A 16,244-nucleotide genomic window follows, 5' to 3' on the forward strand; every position below is an offset into this window, starting at 1 on the left:
GAGAATCCGGACATGAAAAGGCCGGCGCAGGAGGTATCCCGTGCCGGCCCGTTGTCAAGACGCCGTCGGTTCAGGCGGCGAGATTGCGCAGCACGAAGGGCAGGATGCCGCCATTGCGGAAGTAGTCCAGCTCGTCCAGCGTATCGATGCGGCAGGTGAGCGGGACGTTCTTGATCGTGCCGTCGGCGAACAGGATTTCGGCGATCAGCGTCTGGCGCGGCTTGAGGTCGCCCTCAATGCCCTTCAGTGTGACGATCTCGTCGCCCTTGATACCGAGCGACTGCCAGGATTCGTCGTTCTGGAACACCAGCGGCACCACGCCCATGCCGACGAGGTTCGAGCGGTGGATGCGCTCGAAGCTCTGGGCGATGACGGCGCGGACGCCGAGCAGCGCCGTGCCCTTGGCCGCCCAGTCGCGCGAGGAGCCGGTGCCATATTCCTTGCCGGCGAAGACCACGGTGGGCACGCCTTCCTGCTTATAGAGCATGGCTGCGTCGTAGATCGGCATCTCGGTGCCATCCGGCCAGTGGCGGGTGAACCCGCCTTCCTTGCCGGCCAGCATCTGGTTCTTGATGCGGATATTGGCGAAGGTGCCGCGCATCATCACATGATGGTTGCCGCGCCGCGTGCCGTACTGGTTGAAGTCGGCCGGGCGGACCTGATGGTCGCGCAGATAGGCGCCGGCCGGGCTCGCTTCCTTGATCGAACCGGCCGGGGAAATGTGGTCGGTGGTGATGGAATCGAGGAACAGCCCGATCACCCGCGCCTTGATGATGTCGGTGACCGGCTCCGGCTCCATCCGCATGCCCTCGAAATAGGGCGGGTTCTGCACATAGGTGGAGCGGTCGTCCCAGGCATAGGTCTCGCCGGCGGGAATGGCGATCTTCTGCCAGTTCTCGTCGCCCTTGAAGACGTCCGAGTACTTTTCCTGGAACATCTTCTTGGTGACGTTCTCGCGGATGAAGGTCGCGATTTCCTGGTTCGAGGGCCAGATGTCCTTGAGATAGACCGGCTGGCCGTCCGAACCCGTGCCGAGGGGCTCGGTGGCGAGGTCGATCTGCAGCGAGCCGGCAATGGCGTAGGCGACGACGAGCGGCGGGGAGGCGAGGTAGTTCGCCTTCACGTCCGGGTTCACGCGGCCTTCGAAATTGCGGTTACCGGAAATGACGGCGCCGGCGATCAGGTCGTTCTTGTTGATCGCCTCGGAGATCGCCTCCGGCAGCGGGCCGGAATTGCCGATGCAGGTGGTGCAGCCGAAGCCGACCAGATTGAAGCCGAGCGCGTCGAGGTCGTCCTGCAGGCCGGCGGAGGCGAGATAGCCTTCCACGACCTGCGAGCCGGGCGCGAGCGAGGTCTTGACCCAGGGCTTGGACTTCAGGCCCTTCGCCACCGCGTTGCGGGCGAGCAGGCCGGCGGCGATCAGCACGCTGGGGTTCGAGGTGTTGGTGCAGGAGGTGATGGCGGCGATGGTCACGTCACCATGGCCGAGATCATAGTCGGTGCCTTCCACCGGCACGCGCTTGGCCGTCTCGCCCGCCTTCTTGAACTCGCCTTCCAGCGCCGCGAGGAAGCCCTGCTTGGTGCCGGAGAGCAGCACCCGGTCCTGCGGGCGCTTCGGGCCGGCGAGCGACGGCAGCACGGTGGAGATGTCGAGTTCCAGCACATCGGTGAAGACCGGATCGGCCGTGCCGGCCGTGCGCCACATGCCCTGCGCCTTGGAATAGGCCTCGACCAGCGCGATGCGCTCGTCGGTGCGCCCGGTCTCGTCGAGATAGGCGATGGTTTCCGAATCGACGGGGAAGAAGCCGCAGGTCGCGCCATATTCCGGCGCCATATTGCCGATGGTGGCGCGGTCGGCGAGGGAGAGGTGGTCGAGGCCCGGGCCGAAGAATTCGACGAACTTGCCGACCACGCCTTTCTTGCGCAGCATCTGGGTGACGGTGAGCACGAGATCGGTGGCGGTGATGCCCTCTTTCATCTCGCCGGTGAGCTTGAAGCCGATCACCTCGGGAATCAGCATGGAGACCGGCTGGCCAAGCATGGCCGCCTCCGCCTCGATGCCACCCACGCCCCAGCCCAGCACGCCGAGGCCGTTGACCATGGTGGTGTGGCTGTCGGTGCCGACGCAGGTGTCGGGATAGGCGACGGTGACGCCGTCCTCATCCTTCGTCCACACGGTCTGAGCGAGATATTCGAGGTTCACCTGGTGGCAGATGCCGGTGCCGGGCGGCACCACGCGGAAATTGTCGAAGGCCGATTGGCCCCATTTCAGGAAGCGGTAGCGCTCCTGGTTCTGCTTGTATTCCTCTTCGACATTCTTGCCGAAGGCGGCGTTGTTGCCGAAGAAATTGACGATCACCGAATGGTCGATGACAAGGTCGACCGGCACCAGCGGGTTGATGCGCTTGGGGTCACCGCCCAGATGCACCATGGCGTCGCGCATGGCGGCGAGGTCGACCACGGCGGGAACGCCGGTGAAGTCCTGCATCAGCACGCGGGCGGGGCGATAGGCGATCTCGTTCTCGACCTTGCCGCGATTGACCAGCCAGTCCTTGATGAAGACGATGTCCTTCTTCGAGACGGAGCGCCCGTCCTCGAAGCGCAGCAGGTTCTCCAGCAGCACCTTCATCGAGAAGGGCAGGGCCGAGACGCCGTCGAGGCCGTTCTTCTCCGCCTCCGGCAGGCTGTAATAGACGTAGGTCTTGGAACCGACGGTGAGAGTTTTCCGGCATTTGAAGCTGTCGAGCGACGTCACGGCTGGCAGATCCCCGCTAACAAAGTGACAGGATGCGCCGGGCCTTGGAAGGAAGTGGGCTCGCGGGCTATAGCTCAGCTCGCGCGGGCTTTGGCAGGGCGCCGGGCGCATCGTTCAGTTTTCTATATAGAGCCATTTCAAACTTCGATCCTAGAGGGCATGACGCGATGCATTGGAAATTTGTGCGGCGCGTCGGCAGCTTCCGGGCGCGGGACCTCTGATGCGGCTGGTGGTCGCCGATCTCGCCTGCCGACGCGGCGTGCGCCTGCTGTTTCAGGGGCTCGGCTTCACCCTTGAGGCGGGACGGGCGCTCATCGTCACCGGGCCGAACGGGACCGGCAAATCCTCGCTTCTGCGCCTTCTCGCCGGGCTGGCGCGGCCGGAGGCGGGCACGCTGCGCCTCGATGGCGCCCCGGAGCCGGAGGATTTCGCCGAGGAGACGCATTATCTCGGCCATCTCGACGCGCATAAGCCCTCGCTTTCCGCGCAGGAGAATCTCGCCTTCTGGCGCGCCATGCTCGGCCGTCCCGCGCTTTCCGTCGGCGAGGCGCTGGAGGCGGTCGGGCTCGGCGGTCTGGAGCTTCTGCCGGTGGCGGTGCTCTCGGCCGGGCAGAAGCGACGCCTGGCGCTGGCACGTCTGCTCGTGGCGCAGCGCCCGCTCTGGCTGCTCGACGAGCCGACGACGGCGCTGGACGTGTCCGCGCAGGCGCGCTTCGGTGAGCTGGCGCGGGCGCATGTGGCGGCGGGCGGGCTGATCGTCGCCGCCACCCATGCGCCGCTCGATTTCGGACCTAGCGACGCGCTCGATCTCGGGGCCTGGCGGCCGGCGCGGGCTCTCATTCAGGAGGAAGGGCTGTGAGCCGGGCGTTCCTGGCGCTGCTCGCCCGTGACCTGCGGCTTGCCTTCCGTGCTGGCGGCGGGGCGGGGCTCGGCGTCGTATTCTTCCTGGCCGTCGTCGTGGTGACGCCCTTCGCCATCGGGCCGGATCTTGCGCTTCTCGCCCGCATCGGCCCGGCGATTCTGTGGATCGGTGCGCTGCTCGCCTCGCTGATCGGGCTCGACCGCCTGTTCGCGGCGGATGCGGAAGATGGTGCGCTCGATGTGCTCGCCATGGCCCCGCTGCCGCTGGAACTGGTGGCGGCGGCCAAGGGGCTGGCGCACTGGATCGCCACCGGCCTGCCGCTGGTGGTGGCAGCGCCGGTGCTGGCGCTGCTGCTCAACCTCGCCCCCGCCTCGATCGGGGCGCTGACGCTCACCCTGCTGGTCGGCACGCCCGCGATCACCTTTCTCGGCCTGATCGGAGCCGCCTTCGCCGCCGTGTTCCGGCGCGGCGGGCTGCTGGTGGCGGTGCTGGTGATGCCGCTGACCATTCCCGTGCTGATCTTCGCCGTTGCCGCGACCGCCACGGCGCTGGGCGGCACCGTGCCGTTCGGCACGCCGTTCCGCATACTGCTTGGCCTGTCGCTGGCGGCGCTGGTGCTCGGGCCGGTGGCGGCGGCGGCGGCGCTGCGGGTGGCGCGCGACTGATCCCGCGTCGCCTGCTGGCGGCTCGGCAGCGGGCTCTGGTATGCCAGAGACCGCGACATCCTCGCGCAGGGGTGGAAAAGCCGGCGTGCCAAGGACCGGGCGGCGCGGTGCAACAATGCGCCGCAGGGCCCGCAAAGCCTTGTGGCATCATGAGATGGTGCGCCGGCGGGGAATCTCCGGCCGCTGCGTCAGGTGCCCCGGTTTTTCCCTCACGCGCTCGTGTTGCAGCATGCGGAGAGCCGTGTTAGGGAACCGCCGACTTCGCTGTCGGGTAAGGGAAACCCCTACGCCGCCTTGAGTTCACATCCTTCCAGTCCGGAAGAAGCGTCCCCTCCCGGGCGGCGCGCGCTCCGGACGAGCCCCGAGAGAGGCAACGTGGCCGAGACCTACGTATCCGGAGTGGCAGGACGCTACGCGACGGCGCTCTTTGAGCTGGCCCGCGACGCCCATGCCGTCGATGCGGTGAAGGCGGACCTGGACCGTTTCAGCGCGATGATCGCCGAGAGCGCCGACCTGAAGCGCCTCGTGCGTAGCCCGGTCTTCGCCTCCGAAGAGCAGGAGAAGGCGGTCGCCGCCCTGCTCGCCAAGGCGGGCATCACCGGCCTCGCCGCCAACTTCTTCAAGACCGTGGCGGCCAACCGTCGCCTGTTCACGGTCGAGACCATCATTCGCGACTTCGGCCTGCTCGTCGCCGCCTATAAGGGCGAGGTGACGGCGGAAGTCACCGTGGCGCAGCCGCTGTCGGAAGCCCACGCCGCTACGCTGAAGCAGTCGCTCGACACGCTGACCGGCAAGGACGTCAAGCTCGCCATCGAGGTGGATCCCTCGCTCCTGGGCGGCCTGAAGGTCAAGGTCGGCTCGAAGCTCGTCGACGCTTCCCTCAAGACCAAGCTCAATTCGATCCGCACTGCGATGAAAGAGGTTCGCTGATGGATATCCGCGCCGCTGAAATTTCCGCGATCCTCAAGGAGCAGATCAAGAATTTCGGCCAGGAAGCCGAAGTCTCCGAGGTCGGTCAGGTCCTCTCCGTCGGTGACGGCATCGCCCGTATCTACGGTCTCGACAACGTCCAGGCGGGCGAGATGGTCGAGTTCGAGAACGGCACGCGCGGCATGGCGCTGAACCTCGAAATCGACAATGTCGGCGTCGTCATCTTCGGTTCCGACCGTGAGATCATGGAAGGCCAGACGGTCAAGCGCACCGGCGCCATCGTCGACGTTCCGGTCGGCAAGGGCCTGCTCGGCCGCGTCGTCGACGCCCTCGGCAACCCGATCGACGGCAAGGGCCCGATCGAATACACCGAGCGTCGCCGCGTCGACGTGAAGGCCCCCGGCATCATTCCGCGCAAGTCCGTGCACGAGCCGATGCAGACCGGCCTCAAGGCCATCGACGCGCTGATCCCGATCGGCCGTGGCCAGCGCGAGCTGATCATCGGCGACCGCCAGACCGGCAAGACCGCCGTGGCGCTCGACGCGATCCTGAACCAGAAGCCGCTGAACGCCGGCGATGCGCCGGAGAGCCAGAAGCTGTACTGCGTCTATGTCGCGGTCGGCCAGAAGCGCTCCACCGTCGCCCAGTTCGTGAAGGTGCTGGAAGAGCAGGGCGCGCTGGAATACTCCATCGTCGTCGCCGCCACCGCGTCCGACGCCGCGCCGATGCAGTTCCTGGCGCCGTTCGCCGGCACCGCCATGGGCGAGTTCTTCCGCGACAACAGCATGCACGCCCTCATCATCCATGATGACCTGTCCAAGCAGGCCGTGGCGTACCGCCAGATGTCGCTGCTGCTGCGCCGCCCGCCGGGCCGCGAAGCCTATCCCGGCGACGTGTTCTATCTCCACTCGCGCCTGCTCGAGCGCGCCGCCAAGCTCAATGACGAGAACGGCGCCGGCTCGCTGACCGCCCTCCCGGTCATCGAGACCCAGGCCAACGACGTGTCGGCCTACATCCCGACCAACGTGATCTCGATCACCGACGGCCAGATCTTCCTCGAGTCCGACCTGTTCTTCCAGGGCATCCGCCCGGCGGTGAACGTCGGCCTCTCGGTGTCGCGCGTCGGCTCGTCGGCGCAGATCAAGGCGATGAAGCAGGTCGCCGGCAAGATCAAGGGCGAGCTCGCCCAGTATCGCGAGCTGGCGGCCTTCGCCCAGTTCGGCTCGGACCTCGACGCGTCGACCCAGAAGCTGCTCAACCGCGGCGCCCGCCTCACCGAGCTCCTGAAGCAGTCGCAGTTCGCGCCGCTCAAGGTCGAGGAGCAGGTCGTGGTGATCTATGCCGGCACCAACGGCTATCTCGACGCCCTGCCGGTGTCGAAGGTGCGCGAGTTCGAGCAGGGCCTCCTGCTGTTCCTCCGCTCCAAGCATGCCGACATTCTCGACACCATCCGCACCTCGAAGGAACTTTCGAAGGACACCGCCGACAAGCTCGTGAAGGCGCTCGACGCTTTCTCGAAGACTTTCGCCTGATCGGCAGAGCGGAGCATCGGGTAGATGGCCAGCCTTAAGGATCTGCGCAATCGCATCGCTTCGGTGAAGGCGACGCAGAAGATCACCAAGGCGATGCAGATGGTCGCCGCCGCCAAGCTGCGGCGCGCCCAGCAGGCGGCCGAGGCCGCGCGTCCCTATGCCCAGCGCATGGAGAGCGTGCTCGGCAACATCGCCGGCGCGATTTCCGGCGGGCCGGACGCGCCGCTGCTGCTGACCGGCACCGGCAAGGACGAGACGCATCTGCTCATCGTGCTGACCGCCGAGCGCGGCCTGTGCGGCGCCTTCAACTCCTCGATCGTCCGTCTCGCCCGCGAGCGCGCTCTGTCGCTGATGGCGCAGGGCAAGACGGTCAAGATCTTCTGTGTCGGCCGCAAGGGCCATGACGCGCTGCGCCGCCAGTTCGAGAAGCAGATCGTCGAGGTCGTCGAGCTGCGCGCCAACAAGGGCGCCACCTTCGCCGACGCGCAGAAGATCGCCGAGAAGATCGGCGCCATGTTCGCTGCCGGCGAGTTTGACGTGGCGACGCAGTTCTTCAGCCGCTTCCAGTCGGTGATCTCGCAGGTCCCGACCGCGCAGCAGCTCATCCCGGCGACCTTCGCCGCCCCCGCCGAAGCGCCCAAGGGCAGCGAGGCGGTCTATGAATACGAGCCGGGCGAGGCTGAAATCCTCGCCGACCTGCTGCCCCGCAACCTCGCGGTCCAGGTCTTCAAGGCACTGCTCGAAAACGGCGCGTCCGAACAGGGCGCCCGCATGAGCGCGATGGACAACGCCACCCGCAACGCGGGTGACATGATCAAGAAGCAGACTTTGACCTACAACCGCACCCGTCAGGCGATGATCACGAAGGAACTTATCGAGATCATCTCCGGCGCCGAGGCGCTGTGAGGCAGGACCCGGAAGGACGACGAACATGGCTAATGTCGGACGCATCACGCAGGTCATCGGCGCCGTCGTGGACGTGCAGTTCGAGGATCATCTCCCGGAGATCCTGAACGCGCTGGAGACGACCAATCAGGGCAACCGCCTCGTGCTTGAGGTCGCCCAGCATCTCGGCGAGAACACCGTGCGCACCATCGCCATGGACTCGACCGAAGGTCTGGTCCGCGGCACCGAGGTGAAGGACACCGGCGGCCCGATTTCCGTGCCGGTCGGTGAGGCGTGCCTCGGCCGCATCATGAACGTCATCGGCGAGGCGGTCGATGAACTCGGTCCGATCGTCGGCGAGAGCAAGCGCGGCATCCACCAGCCGGCGCCCTCCTATGCCGACCAGTCGACCGAGGCCGAGATCCTCGTCACCGGCATCAAGGTCGTCGACCTGTTGGCGCCCTACTCCAAGGGCGGCAAGGTCGGCCTGTTCGGCGGCGCCGGCGTCGGCAAGACCGTGCTCATCATGGAGCTCATCAACAACATCGCCAAGGCGCACGGTGGTTACTCCGTGTTCGCCGGCGTGGGCGAGCGTACCCGCGAGGGCAACGACCTCTACCACGAGATGATCGAGTCCAAGGTGAACGTGGACCCGCACGAGCATAACGGCTCCTCGGCCGGCTCGAAGTGCGCGCTGGTGTACGGCCAGATGAACGAGCCCCCGGGCGCCCGCGCCCGCGTCGCGCTCACCGGCCTCACCGTCGCCGAGCATTTCCGCGACCAGGGCCAGGACGTGCTGTTCTTCGTCGACAACATCTTCCGCTTCACCCAGGCGGGTTCGGAAGTGTCGGCGCTGCTCGGCCGCATCCCGTCGGCGGTGGGCTATCAGCCGACGCTGGCCACCGACATGGGCGCGCTGCAGGAGCGCATCACCACCACCACCAAGGGTTCGATCACCTCGGTGCAGGCCATTTATGTGCCCGCCGACGATCTGACCGACCCGGCGCCGGCCGCCTCCTTCGCCCATCTCGACGCGACCACGGTTCTGTCGCGCTCGATCGCGGAAAAGGGCATCTACCCGGCGGTGGATCCGCTCGACTCCACCTCGCGCATTCTCTCGCCGCTGATCATCGGCGAGGAGCACTACAATGTGGCGCGTCAGGTGCAGCAGACGCTGCAGCGCTACAAGTCGCTGCAGGACATCATCGCGATCCTGGGCATGGACGAGCTCTCGGAAGAGGACAAGCTCACCGTCGCCCGCGCCCGCAAGATCGAGCGCTTCCTGTCGCAGCCCTTCCACGTCGCCGAAGTCTTCACCGGCTCGCCCGGCAAGCTCGTCGACCTCGCCGACACCATCAAGGGCTTCAAGGGCCTGGTGGAAGGCAAGTATGATCACCTCCCGGAGCAGGCCTTCTACATGGTCGGCACCATCGAAGAGGCGATCGAGAAGGGCAAGAAGATGGCTGCCGAGGCCGCGTGATCCCAGCGCCCCGGCCGTGACGGCACGGGGCGTCGATCATTGACGCTGACGCATCCCCTGGAGGATCCATGGCCACCTTCCCGTTTGAACTCGTCTCGCCCGAGCGCCTCGTCTATTCTGGCGCGGTGACCGAGGTGATCGTCCCCGGCGCCGAGGGCGAGTTCGGCATCCTTGCCGGCCATGCGCCCTTCGTGTCGACGCTGAAGCCTGGCGTGCTGACGATCAAGGGCGATGGCCCGGCGAAAAAGCTGTTCGTGCGCGGCGGCTTCGCCGAAGCCAACCCGGCCGGCCTCACCGTGCTCGCCGAGACCGCCATCCCGCTCGCTGAGCTGAAGGCGGAAAACCTCGCGCAGATGATCCGCGACGCGCAGGAAGATGTCGAGGACGCCCGCGACGAGACCATCCGGGCCAGCCGCCAGCAGTTTCTTGAACAGCTGAAGTCTGCGGCGGCGGCGATCGAGGCGGACGCCCGCACGTCGCACTGAACCATCCGGCCTGGTTTTGCCGCCGGGAAATCGGACCAGTATGATCCGGGCCGCTGTCACCAGCGGCCCTTTTCATGTCAGGAGGAAACGCCATGAGCGACGGCTCGACCCTCAGCGCCCATTCCTTCAGCGCGCATGCCTGGGGCCGCAACCTGCCGACCTATGAGGCGATCCGTACCATGCCGTTCAACGCGGCGCTGGCGGACGGCACGCTGTCGGCGGAGCGTTTCCGCCACTACATGCTGCAGGACGCGCATTATCTCATCGCCTTTGGCCGGGCGCTGGCCATCGCGGCGGCGAAGGCGGAGGATCCGGACGAATTGGTGCAGTTCGCGGAAGCCGCGAAGGTCGCCGTGGTGGTGGAGCGGTCGCTGCACACCGATTTCTTTGAAAAATTCGGCATTGAAGCCGACGAATTCGCGCGCACGCCGATGTCGCCGGTGTGCCACCACTATTCCAGCTTCCTGATCGCCACCGCCTATGCCGAGCCCTATCCGGTCGCACTGGCGGCGCTGCTGCCCTGCTTCTGGATCTATGCCGAAGTCGGTCGCGACATTCTTGGCCGCGCGGTCCGGCCGAACCCCTATGATGCCTGGATCGACACCTATGCCGGGGAGGAGTTCCACGAGGCGGTGCGGGCGGTGATCGCCACCACCGATCGTGCAGCCCATGGCGCGTCGCCGGCCGTGCTCGCGCGCATGCACGCAGCCTATAAGCGGGCCACGGAACTTGAATGGATGTTCTGGGATTCGGCCTGGCGCCTCGCCGACTGGCCGGTCTGACCGGCGGGGCGAAGGGCGCGAGGCGAGGGCAGGCGGGGCGGCCGGGCGAAACGCCCGGCGCCTCAGCGGCGACGGCCCGGAGGCGGACGGCGCTGGCCGCTGCCGATCGGCGGGGTCGGTCCACCGGTCTTGTGACGGAAATTGATGCGTCCGCGTTCGAGGTCATAAGGCGACATCTCGACGACGACACGATCGCCGACGATGGTGCGGATGCGGTTCTTCTTCATCTTGCCCGCCGCATAGGCGAGTATCTCGTGTTCATTGTCGAGCACGACGCGGAAATTGCCGTCGGGCAGAACTTCCGTCACGGTGCCGTCGAACTCGAGCAGTTCCTCTTTCGCCATTAATGGCTCTCCTCGTACAGGCTGCTGCCGGCCTTGCCGCTAGGCCAATACCCTGCCGGCCGGCATTTGTCTTGTCCTGATAATGCTGCGCGGCAGCAAACACCAGAGGACCCCGCGCTCCTTTCGGTGCGCGGGGTGTTCGCACCTTGGCGATCAGGGCGCGGCGTTGTAGGCCTTGCGGCGCGGCGGGCGGCGCCCCTCGCGCGGCGGACCCTCGCGGCGCACGCCGTCGGTGCGGCCTTCGTGGCGCGGGCCGTCGGTGCGGCCTTCGTGGCGCGGGCCGTCATGGTGCGGCCGGTCATGGCGCGGACCGTCCTTGCGGGCCTCGCCCTCGGGACGGGGACCACGGTTGAACGGGCGGGCGCCGCGCGGCGCGTCGCTGCGCGGGCCACGCGGCCCGCGTTCCTCGCGCGCCGGGCGCGGACCATCGGAGCGGAAGCCTTCAAGGCGCGGAGCGCCTTCGCGGCGGCTCTCGCCACGGCGGTCGACCGAGGGGATGGTGATCTTGATCAGCCGCTCGATGTCGCGCAGGAAGGCACGCTCCTCACCATCGCACAGCGAAATGGCGATGCCCTCGCGGCCGGCGCGCGCGGTGCGGCCGATGCGGTGGACATAGCTTTCCGGCACGTTGGGCAGGTCGTAATTGATCACATGGCTGACGCCCGGCACGTCGATGCCGCGCGCGGCGATGTCGGTGGCGACCAGCACCTTGACGACACCCTGGCGGAAGGCGGCGAGTGCCCGCTCGCGCTGCGGCTGCGACTTGTTGCCATGGATCGCCTCAGCGGCAATGCCGGCCCCGGCGAGGCCCTTCACCACACGGTCGGCACCATGCTTCGTGCGCGAGAACACCAGCGCGCGATCGAGATCGGGCTCGGACAGCACTTCGACCAGCAGGTTCGGCTTGCCGGCGCGGTCGGTGAAGAACACCTTCTGCTCAATGCGGTCGGCGGTCTTGGCGACCGGGGTCACCGCGACGCGCACCGGATCGGTCAGCAGCGAATCCGCCAGCTTCTCGATCTCGCGCGGCATGGTGGCGGAGAAGAACAGGTTGCGGCGCTTGGCCGGCAGCCGGGCGCAGATGGCGCGGATGGCATGGATGAAGCCCATGTCCAGCATCTGGTCAGCCTCGTCGAGGACGAGCACCTCGACCATGTCGAGCCGAACCGCGTTGTTCTCCAGCAGGTCGACGAGGCGGCCGGGGGTCGCCACCAGCACGTCGACGCCATTGGCGAGCGCGCGGGCCTGACGGCCGATCGGCACGCCGCCAATGGCGAGCGCGGTGGAGGGGCGCACATGCTTGCCATAGAGGCGGAAGCTCTCAAGGATCTGGCCGGAGAGTTCGCGGGTCGGGCTGAGCACCAGCGCGCGGGCGGAGCGGCGCTCGGGACGGAAGCGGTGGGTGACGAGGTGCTGCAGGATCGGCAGCGCGAAGGCGGCGGTCTTGCCGGTGCCGGTCTGAGCGATGCCGATGAGATCACGGCCCGCGAGAACCTGCGGCACGGCCTGAATCTGGATCGGGGTGGGGGTGGTGTGGCTGGCTTCCGCGAGGGCCTTCAGGATCGGCTCGGCAAGGCCGAGTTCGTTGAAAGTGGTCAAGTAGCGTTCTTTCATGGGCGATTGCGTCCGCGCGCATGAGCAGCGCGAACCGCGAATCACGGGGTGTTGAGACACCCCGCGTGGCCTGGGACGTCGGCGATTTCCGATGATGAGGGGCCGAAGACTGCCGCGGCTCAGAAGTGGAGGCGGAAAAGCGGCCAGGAAAACCTGACCGGATCCGGCTCCCAGCCGAAGCGGACATCGAGCGACGCGGCCCCGATGCGGACGAAGCGACCGCATGCCTCGCCTATGTGGCGCAAAAGGGTGGTGATTTCAAGGCGTCATCGCTCAGGCTATAAGCTTCGGCATGTATCCTGACGTGGTCGGCCTTCGCAGCTTCTATGCCCAGCCCATCGGCGTGGTGACGCGCCGCCTTGTCGGCCGGGCCATTCGTGCCCGCGCCGGCAACATGCGTGGCCTTTCCGTTCTCGGCATGGGCTACGCCACGCCCTATCTCGGCATGTTTCGCGAGGAATGCGAGCGGGCCCTCGCGTTCATGCCGGGCGCGCAGGGAGTGACGCGCTGGCCCTCCGCGGCCCCGACCCTCGCCGCGCTGGTGGACGAGACCGAGCTGCCGCTGCGCGCGGGCATGATCGACCGGGTCATTGCGGTGCATCTTCTGGAGATGACGCCCGATGCCGGCGAGGTTCTGCGCGAGGTGTGGCGGGTGCTGGCGCCGGGCGGGCGGTTGATCTGCGTGGTGCCGAGCCGGCGCGGCGTGTGGGCGCGCACCGAGAACAACCCGTTCGGCCATGGGCGGCCGTTCTCGCGCACCCAGATCACGGATCTGTTGCGCGGCGCGCTGTTCACGCCCGTGGGCTGGGACGAGGCGCTCTACATGCCGCCGGTGCCGCGCAACTGGTTCCTGCGTTCGGCCGTGGCCTGGGAGCGCGTCGGCGCCACGCTGGCGCTACCCTTTGCCGGGGTACACGTCGTCGAGGCGACGAAGCAGGTCTACAAGCCCGTCCCCACCAAGCGCCGCGCCCGCCTCGCCGTGTTCGAGCCGGTGATGGCGCCGCAGCCGATGGGGGGGTGAAGGGGTACGGGCTTCGAGCCTGAATGGTATCGTGTGCAAAATCAGTTCTAGGAGTGTCGGATGGGCGAGGCAAAGCGGCGCAAGGCAATCGATCCTAGGTACGGGAAGTCATGGCGTGGACTGGTTGTGTCACCCCCTATCGAATCTTCCGGCAATCGACTTCTGATGAAATCGGGCGCTCTCGATCCGCAGGAACTTCGCTCAAATCTCCTTTTCTGGGATCGACTGGATTTTCCTGAGCAGAACATTATTCATATCGGATTGGATAATGACGCTCAATTTCTGGAAGAAGCGGGGGTGCTACAGAGATCAAAATTGCTCTTTTCAGGGAGTGGCGACATGGCAGAGATATATAGGAATCTTCATGTCGAAGCCTTTCGTCGGCTTGATCAAGAAAAGCCAGGTCGATGGAGTCTAGCCACCGGAGAACGCTCTATTTCATTCGGAGATCATGCGCTTCAGCAGGGTAGGGGCGCGCTTGTTCGATTGTATGGCGCGATCCCGGTTCCTGACAAAGATGTTCCTCTTGCAGATATTCTGGAATTCCGACTGCGTCGCAGCGACGAGTTGCTCGCACTCCGAACCCATCTGGAGTCCGTTTATCAGCGTGTTATAAGCGCAGGAGATGGTGAACTGGCTTGGAATACGGAGGTCGAAGCGCTGCAGCGAGCCATCCAAGATCATATCAAAACTTCAAAAGAGACTGGCTTTCGTCTCCGCCTAGCGGATTTAAGCGCCAGTTTGAATTTACTGCCGATTGGGGCCGGCGCAATTGCAGCTTATTCCACTGGGCTGCCTATGGTGCCCTCGCTGGTGGCCGGTGCTGCACTAGGCATCAGTCTGGACGTTGGCGTCGCCCTCAAGCGGCATCGGGCGTCTTCAACCCCTTTCCAATATGTCACCTCTTATCATGAAGAGGTTTTTTGAGCGCCCCGCTCACCCCTTCCGCGACAGAAGAAACACCGCCTGTTCGCCGAGCAGGTTCCACACCGCCCAGGGCAGGTTGAAGCGCACGGGGTGGCCATAGCCGTTGAGCGCGGCGGCGCGGTCGATGCGGGCGCCCACTTCTTCCACCAGCGCGACAAAATCGCGGATGGTGCAGAAATGGATGTTGGGCGTGTCGTACCAGCTGTAGGGCAGATTTTCCGTGCTCGGCATCCGCCCGTTCAGCAACAGGTCGAACCGCATCCGCCAGAAGCCGAAATTGGGGAAGGAGACGATGGCGTGGGTCCCGACGCGCAGCATCTGCTCCAGCACCCATTTCGGGCGGCGCGTCGCCTGGATGGTCTGCGAGAGGATGACATAGTCGAAGGAATTGTCGGGGTAGTCGGCGAGGTCGACATCGGCGTCGCCCTGGATGATGGGAAGCCCGCGCGCCACGCCGGCATTCACCCCCTCGCGCGAGAGTTCGATGCCGCGCGCGTCGCAGCCGCGCGTTGTGGCGAGCAGTTCCAGCAACTCGCCGTCACCCGAGCCGACATCGAGCACGCGCGAACCCGGGCGCACCATGTCGGCGATGAGCAGCAGGTCGACGCGCTTGCCGGAGGCCGCCCGCGCGGCTTCGCTCATGGTGCGGTCGCGCGCGGCCATCAGGACACTCCCACGGCGCGCGCGGCGGAATCGATGAAGCCGCGCGTGATGGCGAAGAATTCCGGCTCGTCGAGCAGGAAGGAATCGTGGCCCTTGTCGCTCTCGATCTCGGCGAAAGAGACCTGGGCGCCCGCCGCATTGAGCGCGTGGACGATGGCCCGCGAATCCGCCGTGGTGAACAGCCAGTCCGAGGTGAAGGAGACGAGGCAGAAGCGGGTCGTCGTGCCCCGGAAGGCATTGGCCAGCACGCCACCATACTCCCCGGCGAGGTCGAAATAATCCATGGCGCGGGTGACATAGAGATAGGAATTGGCGTCGAAGCGGTCGACGAAGGCCTCGCCCTGGTAGCGCAGATAGCTCTCCACCTGGAAGTCGGCGTCGAACGAGAAGGTGTGCCCGTCGCGGTCCTGCAGTCGCCGGCCGAATTTCCGGTGCAGAGAGGAATCCGACATATAGGTGATGTGCGCGGCCATGCGCGCGACCGCGAGGCCCCGGCGCGGGCTGGTGCCCTCGGTGAGATAGCGTCCGCCGCGCCATTCCGGATCGGCCATGACAGCCTGGCGGCCGACCTCGTGGAAGGCGATGTTCTGCGCGGAGTGGCGCGCGGCGGTGGCGATGGGCATGGCGGCGAAAACGCGCTCAGGATAGCTCGCCGCCCATTGCAGCACCTGCATGCCGCCCATGGAACCGCCCACCACGGCGAGAAGCTTCTCGATGCCGAGATGATCGATGAGCATGGTCTGCGCCCGCACCATGTCGCGGATCGTCACCACGGGGAGGTCAAGCCCGTAGGGCTGGCCGGTGGCAGGATTGGTGGAGGAGGGGCCGGTGGTGCCGAGACAGCCGCCGAGCACATTCGAGGCGATGACGAAGAAACGCTCGGTGTCGATCGGCTTGCCCGGCCCGACCAGCGTCTCCCACCAGCCGGGCTTGCCGGTGACGGGGTGGACATTGGCTGCGTGCTGGTCGCCGGACAGCGCGTGGCACAGCAGGATGGCGTTGGAGCGCGCCGCGTTCAGCGTGCCATAGGTCTGGTAGGCGATCTGGAACGGCGTCAGGACGCCGCCGGCATCGAGGGCAAGCGGCTTGTCGGCGCCGAAGCGCACCACAGCGGAATGCGGATGGTCCGCTTCGCCGCGGGCGGCTTCATAGGCCGGAAGATCGCGCAGGGCCGTGGTGTCAGACATGGGAACCGTCATACCGGACGAAGAGTTCGTTATACCGGACGATGCGATGATCCCACAGCCGGCACTTGTCAATAGAGCGCTGCGTCAGATTTTGCTTTGCGCGGCGCCCGCG

Annotated in this window: 15 protein-coding genes; 10 read left to right on the forward strand and 5 right to left on the reverse strand. The window is 66.3% G+C overall.

Annotation, left to right across the window (positions count from 1 at the left end; genetic code table 11):
- Positions 1–70: 70 nt before the first annotated feature.
- Positions 71–2,755 (reverse strand): aconitate hydratase AcnA, encoded by a 2,685-nt coding sequence (acnA, locus tag ACO07Z_RS13765; RefSeq protein ID WP_421699225.1) that lies wholly within the window; start codon positions 2,753–2,755, stop codon positions 71–73.
- A 220-nt stretch (positions 2,756–2,975) separates the two neighbouring features.
- On the opposite strand from acnA, the gene ccmA reads away from it, so the two are divergent.
- The 8 genes from ccmA to tenA all read left to right on the forward strand — a co-directional run bounded on the left by ccmA (position 2,976) and on the right by tenA (position 10,376).
- Positions 2,976–3,614 carry a heme ABC exporter ATP-binding protein CcmA gene (gene ccmA, locus ACO07Z_RS13770; RefSeq protein WP_421699226.1) on the forward strand — a complete coding sequence of 213 codons (639 nt, stop codon included), beginning with the start codon at positions 2,976–2,978 and terminating at the stop codon, positions 3,612–3,614.
- Positions 3,611–4,282, forward strand: coding sequence for a heme exporter protein CcmB (gene ccmB / locus ACO07Z_RS13775; RefSeq protein WP_421699227.1), 672 nt, complete (start codon positions 3,611–3,613; stop codon positions 4,280–4,282). Before ccmA ends, ccmB begins: the two co-directional genes overlap by 4 nt.
- Before the next feature lie 375 nt (positions 4,283–4,657).
- Positions 4,658–5,212: a F0F1 ATP synthase subunit delta gene (locus ACO07Z_RS13780; RefSeq protein ID WP_244450185.1), complete on the forward strand. Its 555-nt coding sequence runs from the start codon at positions 4,658–4,660 to the stop codon at positions 5,210–5,212.
- A complete protein-coding gene (gene atpA / locus ACO07Z_RS13785) occupies positions 5,212–6,744 on the forward strand; it encodes a F0F1 ATP synthase subunit alpha (protein WP_244450186.1) in 1,533 nt (510 codons plus the stop codon). The genes ACO07Z_RS13780 and atpA overlap by 1 nt, the downstream gene beginning before the upstream one ends.
- A 24-nt stretch (positions 6,745–6,768) precedes the next feature.
- Positions 6,769–7,650: a F0F1 ATP synthase subunit gamma gene (locus ACO07Z_RS13790; RefSeq protein WP_421699228.1), complete on the forward strand. Its 882-nt coding sequence runs from the start codon at positions 6,769–6,771 to the stop codon at positions 7,648–7,650.
- 25 nt (positions 7,651–7,675) lie between these two features.
- A complete protein-coding gene (atpD, locus tag ACO07Z_RS13795) occupies positions 7,676–9,109 on the forward strand; it encodes a F0F1 ATP synthase subunit beta (RefSeq protein WP_421699229.1) in 1,434 nt (477 codons plus the stop codon).
- Positions 9,110–9,177: 68 nt separating this feature from the next.
- A complete protein-coding gene (locus ACO07Z_RS13800) occupies positions 9,178–9,594 on the forward strand; it encodes a F0F1 ATP synthase subunit epsilon (protein WP_421699230.1) in 417 nt (138 codons plus the stop codon).
- Between the two features lie 92 nt (positions 9,595–9,686).
- Positions 9,687–10,376: a thiaminase II gene (gene tenA, locus ACO07Z_RS13805; protein WP_421699231.1), complete on the forward strand. Its 690-nt coding sequence runs from the start codon at positions 9,687–9,689 to the stop codon at positions 10,374–10,376.
- Positions 10,377–10,438: 62 nt separating this feature from the next.
- On the opposite strand, the gene infA is transcribed toward tenA, so the two are convergent.
- Together infA and ACO07Z_RS13815 are read right to left on the reverse strand one after the other, a co-directional pair.
- Positions 10,439–10,720, reverse strand: coding sequence for a translation initiation factor IF-1 (gene infA, locus ACO07Z_RS13810; protein WP_013168254.1), 282 nt, complete (start codon positions 10,718–10,720; stop codon positions 10,439–10,441).
- A 153-nt stretch (positions 10,721–10,873) separates the two neighbouring features.
- The gene (locus ACO07Z_RS13815; protein WP_421699232.1) at positions 10,874–12,334 is read right to left on the reverse strand and encodes a DEAD/DEAH box helicase; all 1,461 of its coding nucleotides are present in this window, start codon (positions 12,332–12,334) and stop codon (positions 10,874–10,876) included.
- Positions 12,335–12,626: 292 nt separating this feature from the next.
- On the opposite strand from ACO07Z_RS13815, the gene ACO07Z_RS13820 reads away from it, so the two are divergent.
- Together ACO07Z_RS13820 and ACO07Z_RS13825 are read left to right on the forward strand one after the other, a co-directional pair.
- Positions 12,627–13,355 (forward strand): class I SAM-dependent methyltransferase, encoded by a 729-nt coding sequence (locus tag ACO07Z_RS13820; RefSeq protein ID WP_421699233.1) that lies wholly within the window; start codon positions 12,627–12,629, stop codon positions 13,353–13,355.
- A 60-nt stretch (positions 13,356–13,415) separates the two neighbouring features.
- Complete coding sequence (locus ACO07Z_RS13825; protein ID WP_421699234.1) at positions 13,416–14,282, forward strand: DUF6236 family protein; 867 nt, start codon at positions 13,416–13,418, stop codon at positions 14,280–14,282.
- Between the two features lie 9 nt (positions 14,283–14,291).
- Here the strand turns inward: ACO07Z_RS13825 and metW are convergent, their stop codons facing one another.
- Both metW and metX read right to left on the reverse strand, forming a co-directional pair.
- A complete protein-coding gene (gene metW / locus ACO07Z_RS13830) occupies positions 14,292–14,945 on the reverse strand; it encodes a methionine biosynthesis protein MetW (RefSeq protein WP_421699235.1) in 654 nt (217 codons plus the stop codon).
- The gene (gene metX / locus ACO07Z_RS13835) at positions 14,945–16,132 is read right to left on the reverse strand and encodes a homoserine O-acetyltransferase MetX (RefSeq protein ID WP_421699236.1); all 1,188 of its coding nucleotides are present in this window, start codon (positions 16,130–16,132) and stop codon (positions 14,945–14,947) included. Before metX ends, metW begins: the two co-directional genes overlap by 1 nt.
- Between the last annotated feature and the right edge of the window lie 112 nt (positions 16,133–16,244).

The organism is Ancylobacter sp., assembly GCF_965229075.1.
Lineage (GTDB): Bacteria > Pseudomonadota > Alphaproteobacteria > Rhizobiales > Xanthobacteraceae > Ancylobacter.